Raw genomic sequence first — 16,018 nt, forward strand, 5'->3', positions numbered from 1 at the left:
TTCAATAATAGCTCACAAACCCTGCTTAAACTGGTAATAACGCCCCTGTCTGGCAAGCAGTTCTGCGTGAGTACCTTGCTCAATAATTTGTCCGTTGTCCATCACAATTATTTGCTGGAAACGAGAGAGACCGCGAAGTCGATGGGTGACCATTAACACCGTTTTCTCACGCATCATTTCTACAAGTAATTCAAGGATCTGGCTTTCAGTTGTGGCATCTAAGCCTTCAGTTGGTTCGTCCAGCAATACCAGCGGCGCATCGTGTAATAGCGCACGGGCGATAGCCAGACGGCGCAGTTCGCCACCGGAGAGTTGGCGTCCACCTTCACCCAGCCAACTGTTGAGTCCTTCGTCTTCAAGCAGCTTCTCCAGACCGACGCGGCGCAAGATCTCCGCCAGAGCCTCATCACTGCTGCCTGGTGCTGCAAGTAACAGATTATCTCGCAGCGTTGCGCTAAACAGATGTACACGCTGTGGCACAACGCTGATGGTCTGGCGCAGAGTCGCTTCATTCAGGCTGGCTATAGGGCTACCGTTAAGCAAAATCTCGCCCTGTTGCGGGTCCCATGCGCGGGTCAGCAGTTGTAACAGTGTTGATTTACCGCATCCCGTTCGACCGAGAATCGCAATATGTTCTCCGGTGTTTGCCTGAAGGGAAATCCTGTTAAGAGCTTGTTGTGATTGTTCCGGATAAGTGAACTGAACATCACGTAACATCAGGGAAACCTGATCGGCAACATGGGTTTGGGTATCAGGGAAGGTGACTTCCGGTTTTTGATCCGTTAAGTCAGTGATCCGTACTGCAGAGGCAATGACTTGCCCCAGATGCTGAAATGCACCTGTCACCGGCGCCAGAGCCTCAAACGCAGCTAACGCACAGAAGACAAACAGTGCAATTAACGCGCCGGGTTGAGCATTGCCGCCAACGCCGCCGGACGCCATCCACAGCATCAGGATCACCGCTAACGCGCCAATGAGCAGCATTATCGCTTGCGACAATGCGGTCAGTTCAGATTGACGGCGTTGCGCTTCCAGCCATTGAATTTCAGTATTCTCTAGTTGCGTGCGATAACGATCGCTGGCACCAAAAATGGTCAGCTCAGCTTGCCCTTGCAGCCAGGCCGTCAGTTGTTGGCGATACTGCCCGCGAAGATGAGTCAGATTTTGCCCGGTGCTTTTTCCCGCACGATAAAACAGCGGTGGCATCAGGAAAAGCGTCAGTAACATAATGCCGCCCAGCGTAAAGGCGAGGGTGAAATCAAGGAAACTTAACCCGACTGTCACCACCATAATCACCACAAAAGCGCCCACCAGCGGTGAGATAACGCGCAAATAAAGATGATCGAGCGTATCAACATCCGCCACGACGCGGTTGAGCAATTCGCCCTGACGATAGCGCGCCAGCCCGGCAGGGGAGAGCGGCAAAAGTTTACTGAAGGTGTAAATGCGCAGATGCTGCAATACGCGGAAAGTCGCGTCATGACTCACCAGACGTTCAAAATAACGCCCTGCGGTACGGGTGATTGCCGCGCCACGCACCCCTGCGGCGGGGAGCATATAGTTGAAGCTGTACAGTCCTGCAACGCCCGCAACCGCTGAGGCGGAGAGGAACCAGCCGGAAAGCGTCAACAGACCGATACTGGCGAGCAGAGTAATAATCGCCAGCACAATACCAAGGCTTAACATCCATTTATGACGTTTATACAGAGCCAGATAGGGTAGCAAAGCGCGCATTTAAATCTCCTCCTGACGATGAGCCAGCAATGTAGCGAAAGGACCGTTAGCCACGCTTAATTCCGCGTAACGCCCTTGCTCAATAATCTGACCATCCTGCATCACCCATATGGCGTCCCAGTCAGCAAGATCTTCTAACTGGTGGGTGACCATTAACGTAGTCTGGCGCAAAGAGGCGGCATTCAGCGCCTCCATCACTCGCTGTTCACTGTGTGCATCCAGGCTGGCAGCGGGTTCATCCAACAGTAATAGCGAACAGGGATGCAGTAATGCGCGAGCCACCGCCACGCGTTGCGCCTGCCCCACGGAAAGGCGGGCAGCCTGGTCGCCAACAGGCGTATCAACTCCTTGTGGCAGGAGCGGTAGAAACTCACTGACCCAGGCGTTATCCAGTGCTGTTTGTAACTCTTGTTCGCTGGCATCAGGTCGCGCCAGTAGCACATTGTCCCGTAGTGTTGCTGCTGGTAATTGTGGATTTTGCCCAACCCAGGAGAGATGTTTACGCCACGATTCCGGTGATAAATCACGTAATTCTATCCCGTTGACCCGTAGTGATCCCTGATATGAGAGAAAACCGGAAAGCGCATTAAGCAGTGAACTTTTACCTGAACCGCTACGACCAACCAACACCGCACGTTGACCTGCTGGCAAAGTAAAGTTCAGCGGTCCGGCCAGCGTTTTACCTTCTGGCGATGTGATAAACAGATCCTCGGCCTCAATGGTCACCGGATCGGTCGATGTTAATTCCGTCTCACCGCGCTGCGGATGGGCGAGCGGGGTTTCCATAAACGTTTTCAAACTGTCCGCCGCGCCAACAGCCTGGGCTTTAGCATGATAAAACGTACCGAGATCGCGCAATGGCTGGAAAAACTCAGGCGCAAGTATCAGCGCCAGAAAACCCGCAGCCAGCGTCACGCCAGTATCATAGTGACCAAAATCCAGCTCGCCGAGATAGGAAAAACCAAAGTACACCGCCACAAGGGCAATCGACAGCGAGGTAAAGAACTCCAGTATGCCGGAGGATAAAAATGCCAGCCGCAGCACTTCCATTGTCCGTTGACGGAAATCTTCCGAAGCAGAACGAATGCTTTCAATTTCAGCTTCACCACGACCAAAAATACGCAGCGTTTCCATGCCGCGCAGGCGATCGAGGAAATGCCCACTTAAGCGGGCAAGTGCGAGAAAGTTACGTCGGTTAGCATCGGCGGCGCCCATTCCAACTAACGCCATAAACAACGGGATTAACGGCGCAGTGCCCAGCAGAATAAGCGCCGCAGCCCAGTTAGAAGGGAATATTGCTACCACAATCAGCAGCGGCACCGACACTGCCAGCGCCATTTGTGGCAGGTAGCGAGCATAGTAATCATGCATATCGTCAATTTGCTCGAGTACCAGCGTCGCCCAACTCCCCGCTGGTTTGCCCTGAATCCACGCCGGTCCTGCTTGCTGCAAACGGTCGAGAACCTGGCGGCGGATGGCAAAACGGATATGCTGCCCGGCGTGATAACCCACCCGTTCGCGCAACCAGACCACCCATGCGCGCAACACAAAGGTCAGCACCAGTAAAGTAAAGGGCAGAAGCAGGGCTTCGCGGGGGATGTTCTCCATAATCATGTGCTGCAGAATACGCGCCATGAACCAGGCCTGGGCAATTATCAATATGCCACTTACAAAGCCCAACAGACGAGAAATATTCAGCCACCGTTGGGAGATGACGCTTTGCTGTTTTAACCAGCGGGTTAACTCTTTTTGACGGGATTTATTCATTGCACGCTTAGCAGGTGAGTTATCAGAATTTTTTGCAGGGCAATGTTACAACGGAGGAATAATAAAGGCGACCCATAGTCGCATGGTGTCGCCTTCTTTACTTTTGTTACTGATTTGTAAAATTATTTTGCGTTAGCTAAACCGTCGAGGTAGCGTTCAGCATCCAGTGCCGCCATGCAGCCTGTACCGGCGGAAGTAATGGCCTGGCGATAAATATGATCCATCACATCACCTGCGGCAAAGACGCCCGGAATGCTGGTCTGGGTGGCATTACCATGAATACCCGATTGTACTTTGATGTAGCCGTTTTCCAGTTCCAGTTGCCCTTCGAAAATGGCAGTATTCGGGCTGTGACCGATGGCAACAAACAGACCGGCAACGTCGAGTGACTCGATGTTATCGCTGTTTTGCGTATCACGAAGACGAACGCCAGTGACACCCATCTGATCGCCGGTCACTTCTTCCAGCGTACGGTTGGTGTGCAGAATGATGTTGCCGTTCTCCACTTTATCCATCAGACGCTTAATCAGAATTTTTTCTGCGCGGAAAGTATCGCGGCGGTGAATCAGGTGTACTTCAGAAGCAATGTTAGAGAGATACAATGCCTCTTCAACAGCGGTATTACCGCCTCCGATAACCGCAACCTTCTGATTACGGTAGAAGAATCCATCGCAGGTCGCACAGGCAGAAACCCCACGTCCTTTAAAGGCTTCTTCAGAGGGCAGGCCGAGATAGCGAGCAGAAGCTCCGGTAGCAATAATCAGCGCATCGCAGGTGTACTCGCTGCTGTCGCCAGACAGACGGAACGGACGATTCTGCAAATCCACTTTGTTGATGTGATCAAAGATGATTTCAGTTTCAAATTTGGTGGCATGTTCATGCATGCGTTCCATTAATAACGGACCGGTCAGATCGTTTGGATCGCCTGGCCAGTTTTCCACTTCCGTGGTGGTGGTCAGTTGGCCGCCTTTTTCCATGCCGGTAATCAGCACGGGTTGCAGGTTGGCGCGCGCCGCGTAGACAGCAGCGGTATAGCCCGCCGGGCCTGAACCCAGGATAAGCAGTTTACTGTGTTTGGTCGTGCCCATGAGATCCCCATAGTTGTTGGCAGACAATGGGCAGGATTGTAGGGAATTTACAGACGTAAAAAAAGAGTATGACGATTTTGTTAACGATTTGTGCAATCGTCAGAAGCGATAAGCATGTCAAATTCTTCTGTCATTATCACGCCTGCTACTTAATTTTTCCGGTTTATAAGCCGATTAAATGATGATTAAACGCGACTGTTAATGAATAACTGGCATGTTGTACTAAAAAACGATGTTTTGCTTTGACAATCACCTGGTGTTTTGCGAAAACATTCGAGGAAGAAAAAAACAGTATTCTTATATGCGCATAATCATGCATGTAAATACCATGTTTACCGTGCTAGTGAAATCTACGCATGGCGTGGACAGACGCCATTCGTGATGTCGATAGCAGCCTCCAGGCAACGGTCTTCTCACCGTAGACCCAGGCATTGCGCGCCGTGAATCTTAATGATTTCGGTCTATCGTGACGGGTAGCGACTCTGAACAGTGATGTTTTCAGGGTCAGACAGGAGTAGGGAAGGAATACAGAGAGACAATAATAATGGTAGATAGCAAGAAGCGCCCTGGCAAAGATCTCGACCGTATCGATCGTAACATTCTTAATGAGTTGCAAAAGGATGGGCGTATTTCTAACGTCGAGCTTTCTAAACGTGTGGGACTTTCCCCAACGCCGTGCCTTGAGCGTGTGCGTCGGCTGGAAAGACAAGGGTTTATCCAGGGCTATACGGCACTGCTGAACCCGCATTATCTGGATGCATCACTTCTGGTATTCGTTGAGATTACTCTGAATCGTGGTGCTCCGGATGTGTTTGAACAATTCAATACCGCTGTACAAAAACTTGAAGAAATTCAGGAGTGTCATTTAGTATCTGGTGATTTCGACTACCTGTTGAAAACACGCGTGCCGGATATGTCAGCTTACCGTAAGCTGCTGGGGGAAACTCTGCTGCGTCTGCCTGGCGTCAATGACACACGGACATACGTTGTTATGGAAGAAGTCAAGCAGAGTAATCGTCTGGTTATTAAGACGCGCTAACACGGAACAGGTGCAAAATCGGCGTATTTTGATTACACTCCTGTTAATCCATACAGCAACAGTACTGGGGTAACCTGGTACTGTTGTCCGTTTTAGCATCGGGCAGGAAAAGCCTGTAACCTGGAGAGCCTTTCTTGAGCCAGGAATACACTGAAGACAAAGAAGTCACATTGACAAAGTTAAGCAGCGGGCGCCGACTTCTGGAGGCGTTGCTGATTCTTATTGTCCTGTTTGCCGTCTGGTTGATGGCAGCTTTATTGAGTTTTAACCCTTCGGATCCTAGCTGGTCGCAAACGGCCTGGCATGAGCCTATCCATAATTTAGGTGGGGCTCCTGGTGCGTGGCTGGCCGATACCCTGTTCTTCATTTTTGGCGTGATGGCTTACACCATCCCCGTCATCATTGTCGGTGGCTGTTGGTTTGCGTGGCGTCATCAGGCCAGCGACGAATACATTGATTATTTTGCCGTTTCGTTACGTATTATTGGCGTGCTGGCGCTCATCCTTACCTCCTGTGGTCTGGCAGCCATTAACGCCGACGATATCTGGTATTTTGCCTCTGGTGGCGTAATCGGTAGTTTATTAAGCACCACGTTGCAGCCTCTGCTACACAGCAGTGGGGGAACTATTGCGCTGCTTTGCGTCTGGGCAGCTGGCCTGACGCTGTTTACCGGTTGGTCCTGGGTGACTATTGCCGAAAAACTGGGCGGCTGGATTTTAAACATTCTCACCTTCGCCAGTAATCGCACCCGTCGCGATGATACCTGGGTCGATGAAGATGAGTATGAAGACGACGAAGAGTATGAAGATGAAAATCACGGCAAACAGCATGAATCGCGCCGTGCCCGTATTCTTCGCGGCGCGCTAGCGCGTCGTAAACGCCTGGCGGAAAAATTCATTAATCCGATGGGGCGGCAAACAGACGCTGCGTTATTCTCCGGCAAGCGGATGGATGATGAAGACGATGTTACCTACACTGCGCGCGGCGTAGCAGCCGATCCTGATGACGTCCTGTTTTCGGGCAATCGTGCAACGCAGCCAGAGTATGACGAATACGATCCTTTATTAAATGGTGCGCCGATTACCGAGCCTGTTGCTGCCGCAGCGGCTGCAACCACGGCGACGCAAAGCTGGGCCGCGCCGGTTGAACCTGTTACTCAGACGCCGCCTGTTGCCTCTGTTGATGTTCCACCTGCGCAACCTACTGTTGCCTGGCAGCCTGTACCGGAGCCGCAAACGGGCGAGCCGGTTATTGCTCCTGCAGCGGAAGGTTACCCACAGCAGCCACAATATTCGCAGCCTGCGGTGCAATATAATGAGCCGCTGCAACAGCCTGTACCGCCACAGCAGTCGTACTATACGCCTGCTGCGGAACAACCGGTTCAGCAACCTTACTACGCCCCTGAACAAGCTGTTCAGCAACCATCTTACGCGCCTGCTGCGGAACAACCTGTTCAACAGCCGTATTATGCCCCTGCACCAGAACAGCCGGTGGCTGGTAACGCCTGGCAAGCCGAAGAGCAGCAATCCGCTTTTGCTCCACAGTCTACATACCAGACTGAGCAAACTTATCAGCAGCCAGCCGTTCAGGAGCCGTTGTACCAACAGCCGCAACCTGTTGAACAGCAGCCTGTCGCGACACCTGAGCCTGTTGTAGAAGAGACAAAGCCTGCGCGTCCGCCGCTTTACTATTTTGAAGAAGTGGAAGAGAAGCGTGCCCGTGAACGTGAACAACTTGCGGCCTGGTATCAACCGATTCCTGAACCGGTTAAAGAACCAGAACCGATCAAATCTTCGCTGAAAGCAACTTCTGTTGCAGCAGTACCTCCAGTAGAAGCCGCTGCCGCTGTTTCACCGCTGGCATCGGGCGTGAAAAAAGCGACCCTGGCGACGGGAGCCGCAGCGACGGTTGCTGCGCCTGTTTTCAGCCTGGCAAATAGCGGTGCGCCGCGTCCGCAAGTGAAAGAGGGCATTGGCCCGCAGTTACCTCGACCGAAGCGTATCCGCGTACCAACACGTCGTGAACTGGCGTCATATGGCATTAAGCTGCCCTCACAGCGTGCAGCGGAAGAGAAGGCTCGTGAAGCCCAGCGCAACCAGTACGATGCTGGCGGGCAGTATAACGATGATGAAATCGATGCGATGCAGCAGGATGAACTGGCTCGTCAGTTCGCCCAGACGCAGCAGCAACGCTATGGCGAGCAATATCAACATGATGTGCCAGTGAACGCGGAAGATGCAGATGCTGCGGCAGAGGCTGAGCTGGCTCGTCAGTTTGCCCAGACTCAGCAGCAGCGTTATTCCGGTGAACAACCGGCTGGGGCGAATCCGTTCTCGCTGGATGATTTCGAATTTTCACCGATGAAAGCGTTAGTGGATGATGGTCCACACGAACCGCTGTTTACGCCAATTGTTGAACCTGTTCAGCAGCCGCAGCAACCGGTAGCGCCACAGCCGCAATATCAGCAGCCGCAACAACCGGTAGCGCCACAGCCGCAGTATCAACAGCCGCAACAACCGGTAGCGCCACAGCCGCAGTATCAACAGCCGCAACAACCGGTAGCACCGCAGCAGCACTATCAACAGCCGCAACAACCGGTAGCGCCACAGCCGCAATATCAGCAGCCGCAGCAACCGGTAGCGCCGCAGCCGCAGGATACCCTGCTTCATCCGCTGTTAATGCGCAATGGCGACAGTCGTCCACTACACAAACCGACGACGCCGCTGCCTTCTCTGGATTTGCTGACGCCGCCGCCGAGCGAAGTGGAACCCGTAGATACCTTTGCGCTTGAGCAAATGGCGCGTCTGGTAGAGGCGCGTCTGGCTGATTTCCGCATTAAAGCCGATGTCGTCAATTATTCTCCGGGGCCAGTTATCACCCGCTTTGAGCTGAATCTGGCACCGGGCGTAAAAGCGGCGCGTATTTCTAATTTATCACGTGACCTCGCTCGTTCGCTATCAACCGTGGCGGTTCGTGTCGTTGAAGTTATTCCGGGTAAACCTTACGTAGGTCTGGAGTTACCCAACAAAAAACGCCAAACCGTTTACCTGCGCGAAGTGCTGGACAACGCTAAGTTCCGCGATAACCCATCGCCATTAACGATAGTGCTGGGTAAAGATATCGCTGGCGATCCGGTCGTTGCCGATCTGGCAAAAATGCCGCATTTGTTGGTTGCGGGCACTACCGGCTCCGGTAAGTCAGTCGGTGTGAACGCCATGATCCTGAGTATGCTCTATAAAGCGCAGCCGGAAGATGTGCGTTTCATCATGATCGACCCGAAAATGCTGGAGCTTTCGGTATATGAAGGTATTCCGCATCTGCTAACGGAAGTCGTGACCGACATGAAAGATGCTGCCAACGCTTTACGCTGGTGCGTCAACGAAATGGAGCGTCGTTATAAACTGATGTCTGCGCTGGGTGTGCGTAACCTGGCGGGTTATAACGAAAAAATTGCTGAAGCTGACCGTATGATGCGCCCAATACCAGATCCGTACTGGAAACCGGGCGACAGTATGGATGCTCAGCATCCGGTGCTGAAAAAAGAGCCTTATATTGTTGTTCTGGTCGATGAATTTGCCGACCTGATGATGACGGTGGGTAAAAAAGTGGAAGAGCTGATTGCACGTCTGGCGCAAAAAGCCCGTGCCGCAGGTATCCACCTCGTACTGGCAACGCAACGTCCATCAGTTGATGTTATTACAGGTCTGATTAAAGCGAATATTCCGACCCGTATCGCCTTTACGGTATCCAGTAAAATTGACTCACGAACCATTCTCGATCAGGCTGGTGCCGAATCGTTACTGGGCATGGGGGATATGCTCTACTCCGGGCCGAACTCCACCATGCCGGTACGTGTTCATGGTGCCTTTGTTCGGGATCAGGAAGTTCATGCCGTGGTGCAGGACTGGAAAGCGCGTGGTCGCCCACAGTATGTTGATGGCATCACCTCCGACAGTGAAAGCGAAGGTGGCGCGGGCGGTTTCGATGGCGCTGAAGAACTGGATCCGTTGTTCGATCAGGCGGTGCAGTTTGTCACTGAAAAACGCAAAGCGTCAATTTCAGGCGTACAGCGTCAGTTCCGCATTGGTTATAACCGTGCGGCGCGTATTATCGAACAGATGGAAGCGCAGGGGATCGTCAGCGAACAGGGGCACAACGGTAATCGTGAAGTGCTGGCCCCACCGCCGTTTGACTAATGGATGTGTAGGCCGGATAAGACGCAATAGCGTCGCATTCGGCACTCTATCAACTGAAAATTCAGTATTTTCTTCTTTCCTCAAGCTGATTATTAGCCTGGAATAGAGTAGAGGGAACTCCCGTTTGGGAGTGACGTAATTTGAGGAACAATGATGAAAAAAATTGCCATCACCTGTGCATTACTCTCAAGTTTAGTGGCGTCCAGTGTTTGGGCTGATGCCGCAAGCGATCTGAAAAGCCGCCTGGATAAAGTCAGCAGCTTCCACGCCAGCTTCACGCAAAAAGTGACTGACGGTAGCGGCGCGGCGGTGCAGGAAGGTCAGGGCGATCTGTGGGTGAAACGTCCTAACTTGTTCAACTGGCATATGACTCAACCTGATGAAAGCATCCTGGTTTCTGACGGTAAAACACTGTGGTTCTATAACCCGTTCGTTGAGCAGGCTACGGCAACCTGGCTGAAAGATGCTACCGGTAATACGCCGTTTATGCTGATTGCCCGCAACCAGTCCAGCGACTGGCAGCAGTACAATATCAAACAGAATGGCGATGACTTTGTCCTCACGCCGAAATCCAGCAATGGCAACCTGAAGCAGTTCACCATCAACGTGGGGCGTGACGGCACAATCCATCAGTTTAGCGCGGTGGAGCAGGACGATCAGCGCAGCAGTTATCAACTGAAATCCCAGCAAAATGGCGTTGTGGATGCAGCGAAATTTACCTTCACCCCGCCGCAAGGCGTAACGGTAGATGACCAACGTAAGTAGAGGCACCTGAGTGAGCAATCTGTCGCTCGATTTTTCGGATAATACTTTTCAACCTCTGGCCGCGCGTATGCGGCCAGAAAATTTAGCACAGTATATCGGTCAGCAACATTTGCTGGCTGCGGGGAAGCCGTTGCCGCGCGCTATCGAAGCCGGGCACCTGCATTCAATGATCCTCTGGGGGCCGCCGGGTACGGGTAAAACGACCCTTGCTGAAGTGATCGCCCGCTACGCAAACGCTGATGTGGAACGTATTTCTGCCGTTACTTCTGGTGTGAAAGAGATTCGCGAGGCGATCGAGCGCGCGCGGCAGAACCGCAACGCCGGACGCCGCACCATTCTGTTTGTTGACGAAGTGCATCGCTTCAACAAGAGCCAGCAGGATGCGTTTCTACCGCATATTGAAGATGGCACCATCACTTTCATTGGCGCGACGACTGAAAACCCCTCGTTTGAGCTTAATTCGGCGCTGCTTTCACGTGCCCGCGTCTATCTGCTGAAATCATTGACGACCGAGGATATTGAGCGAGTACTTACTCAGGCGATGGAAGACAAAACGCGCGGCTATGGCGGGCAGGATATTGTTCTGCCAGATGAAACACGCCGTGCGATTGCTGAACTGGTGAATGGTGACGCGCGTCGGGCGTTAAATACGCTGGAAATGATGGCGGATATGGCCGAAGTCGATGGCAGTGGCAAACGTGTCCTGAAGCCCGAATTACTGACGGAAATCGCCGGTGAGCGTAGCGCCCGCTTCGATAACAAAGGCGATCGCTTTTACGATCTGATTTCCGCACTGCATAAATCTGTGCGTGGCAGCGCACCTGATGCGGCGTTGTACTGGTATGCGCGAATTATTACTGCTGGTGGTGATCCGTTATATGTCGCGCGTCGCTGTCTGGCGATAGCGTCGGAAGACGTCGGCAATGCTGACCCACGTGCGATGCAGGTAGCGATTGCTGCATGGGATTGCTTTACCCGTGTTGGTCCGGCAGAAGGCGAACGCGCCATTGCCCAGGCGATTGTTTACCTGGCCTGCGCACCGAAAAGCAACGCTGTGTATACGGCGTTTAAAGCCGCGCTGGCCGATGCTCGCGAACGTCCGGATTATGACGTGCCGGTTCATTTGCGTAATGCGCCGACGAAATTAATGAAGGAAATGGGCTACGGGCAGGAATATCGTTACGCTCATGATGAAGCAAACGCTTATGCGGCCGGAGAGGTTTACTTCCCACCGGAAATAGCACAAACACGCTATTATTTCCCGACAAACAGGGGGCTGGAAGGCAAGATTGGCGAAAAGCTCGCCTGGCTGGCTGAACAGGATCAAAATAGCCCCATAAAACGCTACCGTTAATGTTATCGTTGCGGTAATGTTGTTACTGTATCCCTGTGGTCGCAGGCTGTGGCCACATCTCCCATTTAATTCGATAAGCACAGGATAAGCATGCTCGATCCCAATCTGCTGCGTAATGAGCCAGACGCAGTCGCTGAAAAACTGGCACGCCGGGGCTTTAAGCTGGATGTAGATAAGCTGGGCGCTCTTGAAGAGCGTCGTAAAGTATTGCAGGTCAAAACGGAAAACCTGCAAGCGGAGCGTAACTCCCGATCGAAATCCATTGGCCAGGCGAAAGCGCGCGGGGAAGATATCGAGCCTTTACGTCTGGAAGTGAACAAACTGGGCGAAGAGCTGGATGCAGCAAAAGCCGAGCTGGATGCTTTACAGGCTGAAATTCGCGATATCGCGCTGACAATCCCTAACCTGCCTGCAGATGAAGTGCCGGTGGGTAAAGACGAAAATGACAACGTTGAAGTCAGCCGCTGGGGCACCCCGCGTGAGTTTGACTTTGAAGTTCGTGACCACGTGACGCTGGGTGAAATGCACTCTGGCCTCGACTTTGCAGCAGCGGTTAAGCTGACCGGTTCGCGCTTTGTGGTGATGAAAGGGCAGATCGCACGTATGCACCGCGCATTGTCGCAGTTTATGCTGGATCTGCATACCGAGCAGCATGGCTATAGTGAAAACTATGTCCCGTATCTGGTTAACCAGGATACGCTTTACGGTACAGGTCAGTTGCCGAAATTTGCTGGCGACCTGTTCCATACCCGTCCGCTGGAAGAAGAAGCAGACACCAGTAACTACGCGCTGATCCCAACGGCAGAAGTTCCTCTGACCAACCTGGTTCGCGGTGAAATCATTGATGAAGATGACCTGCCGATTAAGATGACCGCCCATACGCCATGCTTCCGTTCTGAAGCCGGTTCTTATGGTCGTGATACCCGTGGTCTGATCCGTATGCACCAGTTCGACAAAGTTGAAATGGTTCAGATCGTGCGCCCGGAAGACTCTATGGCGGCGCTGGAAGAGATGACCGGTCATGCGGAGAAAGTCCTGCAACTGCTGGGTCTGCCGTACCGTAAAATCATCCTTTGCACTGGTGACATGGGCTTTGGCGCGTGCAAAACTTACGACCTGGAAGTATGGATCCCGGCGCAGAACACCTACCGCGAAATTTCTTCCTGCTCTAACGTCTGGGATTTCCAGGCGCGTCGTATGCAGGCACGCTGCCGCAGCAAGTCTGACAAGAAAACCCGTCTGGTTCATACCCTGAACGGTTCCGGGCTGGCTGTTGGTCGCACGCTGGTTGCGGTAATGGAAAACTATCAGCAGGCCGATGGTCGTATTGAAGTACCAGAAGTTTTGCGTCCATATATGAACGGACTGGAATATATTGGCTAATACCCAATTTTTCTGAATCTAAAAAGCGCCTGCGGGCGCTTTTTTTGTCTCCCTTTGATACCAAACAATAATTACTCGTTACTTAAGCGCAATACTACTTACGAGTGAAAATCTACCTATCCTGTTGATTTTCAAATCATTCGATGTATACAAACCTATATAGCGCCAGCTATAAAAATAATTACACAATACGGTTTGTTACTGGAATTAATCGTGAGCAAGCTTGAGTGAGCCATTATGAAAACGAAAATCCCTGATGCGGTATTGGCTGCTGAGGTGAGTCGCCGTGGTTTGGTTAAAACGACAGCGATCGGTGGCCTGGCGATGGCCAGCAGTGCATTAACATTACCTTTTAGTCGAATAGCGCACGCTGTCGATAACGCCATTGCGGCAAATTCTGACGAGAAGGTTATCTGGAGCGCATGTACAGTTAACTGCGGTAGCCGCTGCCCACTGCGAATGCATGTTGTGGACGGTGAAATCAAATACGTCGAAACAGATAATACCGGTGATGACAATTACGATGGCCTGCACCAGGTACGCGCCTGTTTGCGTGGACGTTCCATGCGTCGCCGCGTTTATAACCCAGACCGCCTGAAATATCCGATGAAACGCGTCGGGGCGCGCGGTGAAGGCAAATTCGAGCGTATTAGCTGGGAAGAAGCCTACGACATTATCGCGACCAATATGCAGCGCCTGATTAAAGAGTACGGTAATGAATCCATCTATCTGAACTATGGTACAGGTACGCTGGGCGGCACCATGACCCGTTCCTGGCCACCGGGAAATACCCTGGTCGCACGCCTGATGAACTGCTGCGGCGGTTATCTGAACCATTATGGTGATTATTCCTCCGCGCAAATTGCAGAAGGTCTGAACTATACCTATGGCGGCTGGGCGGATGGTAACAGCCCGTCAGATATCGAAAACAGTAAGCTGGTGGTGCTGTTTGGTAATAACCCGGGCGAAACGCGAATGAGCGGCGGCGGGGTAACTTATTACCTTGAACAGGCACGTCAGAAATCAAATGCTCGCATGATCATCATCGATCCGCGCTATACCGACACCGGTGCCGGCCGTGAAGATGAGTGGATCCCAATTCGTCCGGGAACAGATGCCGCACTGGTTAACGGTCTGGCGTACGTCATGATCACCGAAAATCTGGTTGATCAGGAATTCCTCGATAAATATTGCGTTGGCTACGACGAGAAAACCCTGCCAGCCAGTGCGCCGAAAAATGGCCACTACAAAGCCTATATTCTGGGTGAAGGGGCAGACGGCGTTGCCAAAACGCCGGAATGGGCATCGCAAATCACCGGTGTTCCGGCAGATAAAATCATCAAACTGGCTCGTGAAATCGGCAGTACCAAACCGGCGTTTATCAGCCAGGGGTGGGGGCCGCAGCGTCACGCTAATGGTGAAATCGCAACCCGTGCTATCTCGATGCTGGCGATTCTGACCGGTAACGTTGGTATCAATGGAGGGAACAGCGGCGCGCGCGAAGGTTCATACAGTTTACCGTTTGTCCGTATGCCGACTCTCGAAAATCCGATCCAGACCAGCATATCCATGTTTATGTGGACCGATGCCATTGAACGAGGCCCGGAAATGACGGCGCTGCGTGATGGGGTTCGCGGGAAAGATAAGCTGGATGTGCCGATCAAGATGATCTGGAACTATGCCGGTAACTGCCTGATTAACCAGCATTCAGAAATTAACCGCACCCATGAAATCCTTCAGGATGATAAGAAGTGCGAGCTGATTGTGGTTATCGACTGCCACATGACATCATCCGCGAAATACGCTGACATCCTGCTGCCGGACTGCACCGCTTCCGAACAGATGGACTTTGCGCTGGATGCATCCTGCGGGAATATGTCTTATGTGATTTTCAACGACCAGGTGATTAAACCGCGCTTTGAATGTAAGACCATCTATGAGATGACCAGCGAACTGGCAAAACGTCTTGGCGTTGAGCAACAGTTTACTGAAGGTCGTACTCAGGAAGAGTGGATGCGCCATCTGTATGCCCAGTCGCGGGAAGCGATTCCTGAGTTGCCTACCTTTGAAGAGTTCCGCCAGCAGGGGATCTTTAAAAAGCGCGACCCACAAGGGCATCACGTTGCTTATAAAGCCTTCCGTGAAGATCCGCAGGCTAATCCACTGACCACGCCATCAGGCAAAATTGAGATCTATTCCCAGGCGCTGGCTGACATTGCCGCTACCTGGGAATTGCCGGAAGGCGATGTGATCGATCCACTGCCGATCTATACGCCAGGTTTTGAAAGTTATCAGGATCCGCTGAACAAACAGTATCCGCTGCAACTTACAGGTTTCCACTATAAATCTCGCGTTCACTCCACCTACGGCAACGTAGACGTGCTGAAAGCGGCTTGCCGCCAGGAGATGTGGATCAACCCGCTTGATGCGCAAAAACGTGGTATCAGCAACGGCGATAAGGTCAGGATCTTTAACGATCGTGGTGAAGTTCATATTGAGGCGAAAGTGACGCCACGAATGATGCCGGGCGTGGTCGCACTGGGCGAAGGCGCCTGGTATGACCCGGATGCAAAACGTGTCGATAAGGGCGGTTGTATCAACGTACTGACCACTCAACGTCCGTCTCCTCTCGCCAAGGGGAATCCGTCGCATACAAACCTTGTTCAGGTTGAAAAGGTGTAAGGAGTAACCG

At 52.3% G+C, this 16,018-nt stretch carries 9 protein-coding genes; 6 read left to right on the forward strand and 3 right to left on the reverse strand.

Annotated features, from left to right (window positions below):
• Positions 1–12 precede the first annotated feature (12 nt).
• From cydC to trxB, 3 genes are all read right to left on the reverse strand, one after another.
• Entirely contained in the window at positions 13–1,734 is a 1,722-nt protein-coding gene (gene cydC / locus A7Z29_RS13980; protein WP_001202149.1) for a heme ABC transporter ATP-binding protein/permease CydC, read from the reverse strand.
• Entirely contained in the window at positions 1,735–3,501 is a 1,767-nt protein-coding gene (cydD, locus tag A7Z29_RS13985) for a heme ABC transporter permease/ATP-binding protein CydD (RefSeq protein WP_085460575.1), read from the reverse strand. It lies immediately after the preceding gene.
• 122 nt (positions 3,502–3,623) lie between these two features.
• Entirely contained in the window at positions 3,624–4,589 is a 966-nt protein-coding gene (trxB, locus tag A7Z29_RS13990) for a thioredoxin-disulfide reductase (protein ID WP_000537427.1), read from the reverse strand.
• A 544-nt stretch (positions 4,590–5,133) separates the two neighbouring features.
• On the opposite strand from trxB, the gene lrp reads away from it, so the two are divergent.
• The 6 genes from lrp to dmsA all read left to right on the forward strand — a co-directional run bounded on the left by lrp (position 5,134) and on the right by dmsA (position 16,008).
• A complete protein-coding gene (gene lrp, locus A7Z29_RS14000) occupies positions 5,134–5,628 on the forward strand; it encodes a leucine-responsive transcriptional regulator Lrp (protein WP_000228473.1) in 495 nt (164 codons plus the stop codon).
• Positions 5,629–5,762: 134 nt separating this feature from the next.
• Positions 5,763–9,824: a DNA translocase FtsK gene (ftsK, locus tag A7Z29_RS14005; protein WP_105290384.1), complete on the forward strand. Its 4,062-nt coding sequence runs from the start codon at positions 5,763–5,765 to the stop codon at positions 9,822–9,824.
• A gap of 153 nt (positions 9,825–9,977) precedes the next feature.
• Complete coding sequence (lolA, locus tag A7Z29_RS14010; RefSeq protein ID WP_105290385.1) at positions 9,978–10,589, forward strand: outer membrane lipoprotein chaperone LolA; 612 nt, start codon at positions 9,978–9,980, stop codon at positions 10,587–10,589.
• Positions 10,590–10,599: 10 nt separating this feature from the next.
• Positions 10,600–11,943 carry a replication-associated recombination protein RarA gene (rarA, locus tag A7Z29_RS14015; RefSeq protein WP_085460577.1) on the forward strand — a complete coding sequence of 448 codons (1,344 nt, stop codon included), beginning with the start codon at positions 10,600–10,602 and terminating at the stop codon, positions 11,941–11,943.
• A 90-nt stretch (positions 11,944–12,033) separates the two neighbouring features.
• Positions 12,034–13,326, forward strand: coding sequence for a serine--tRNA ligase (gene serS / locus A7Z29_RS14020; protein WP_000886683.1), 1,293 nt, complete (start codon positions 12,034–12,036; stop codon positions 13,324–13,326).
• Between the two features lie 237 nt (positions 13,327–13,563).
• Positions 13,564–16,008 carry a dimethylsulfoxide reductase subunit A gene (dmsA, locus tag A7Z29_RS14025; RefSeq protein WP_000850275.1) on the forward strand — a complete coding sequence of 815 codons (2,445 nt, stop codon included), beginning with the start codon at positions 13,564–13,566 and terminating at the stop codon, positions 16,006–16,008.
• Positions 16,009–16,018 lie beyond the last annotated feature (10 nt).

This window comes from Escherichia sp. MOD1-EC6842 (assembly GCF_002965705.1).
GTDB classification, from domain to species: domain Bacteria; phylum Pseudomonadota; class Gammaproteobacteria; order Enterobacterales; family Enterobacteriaceae; genus Escherichia; species Escherichia ruysiae.

Bases quoted from the DNA above. Each gene is read 5' to 3' on its own strand.
- cydC (WP_001202149.1), bottom strand. From the start codon at position 1,734: ATGCGCGCTTTGCTACCCTATCTGGCTCTGTATAAACGTCATAAATGG.
- cydD (WP_085460575.1), bottom strand. From the start codon at position 3,501: ATGAATAAATCCCGTCAAAAAGAGTTAACCCGCTGGTTAAAACAGCAA.
- trxB (WP_000537427.1), bottom strand. From the start codon at position 4,589: ATGGGCACGACCAAACACAGTAAACTGCTTATCCTGGGTTCAGGCCCG.
- lrp (WP_000228473.1), top strand. From the start codon at position 5,134: ATGGTAGATAGCAAGAAGCGCCCTGGCAAAGATCTCGACCGTATCGAT.
- lolA (WP_105290385.1), top strand. From the start codon at position 9,978: ATGAAAAAAATTGCCATCACCTGTGCATTACTCTCAAGTTTAGTGGCG.
- serS (WP_000886683.1), top strand. From the start codon at position 12,034: ATGCTCGATCCCAATCTGCTGCGTAATGAGCCAGACGCAGTCGCTGAA.
- dmsA (WP_000850275.1), top strand. From the start codon at position 13,564: ATGAAAACGAAAATCCCTGATGCGGTATTGGCTGCTGAGGTGAGTCGC.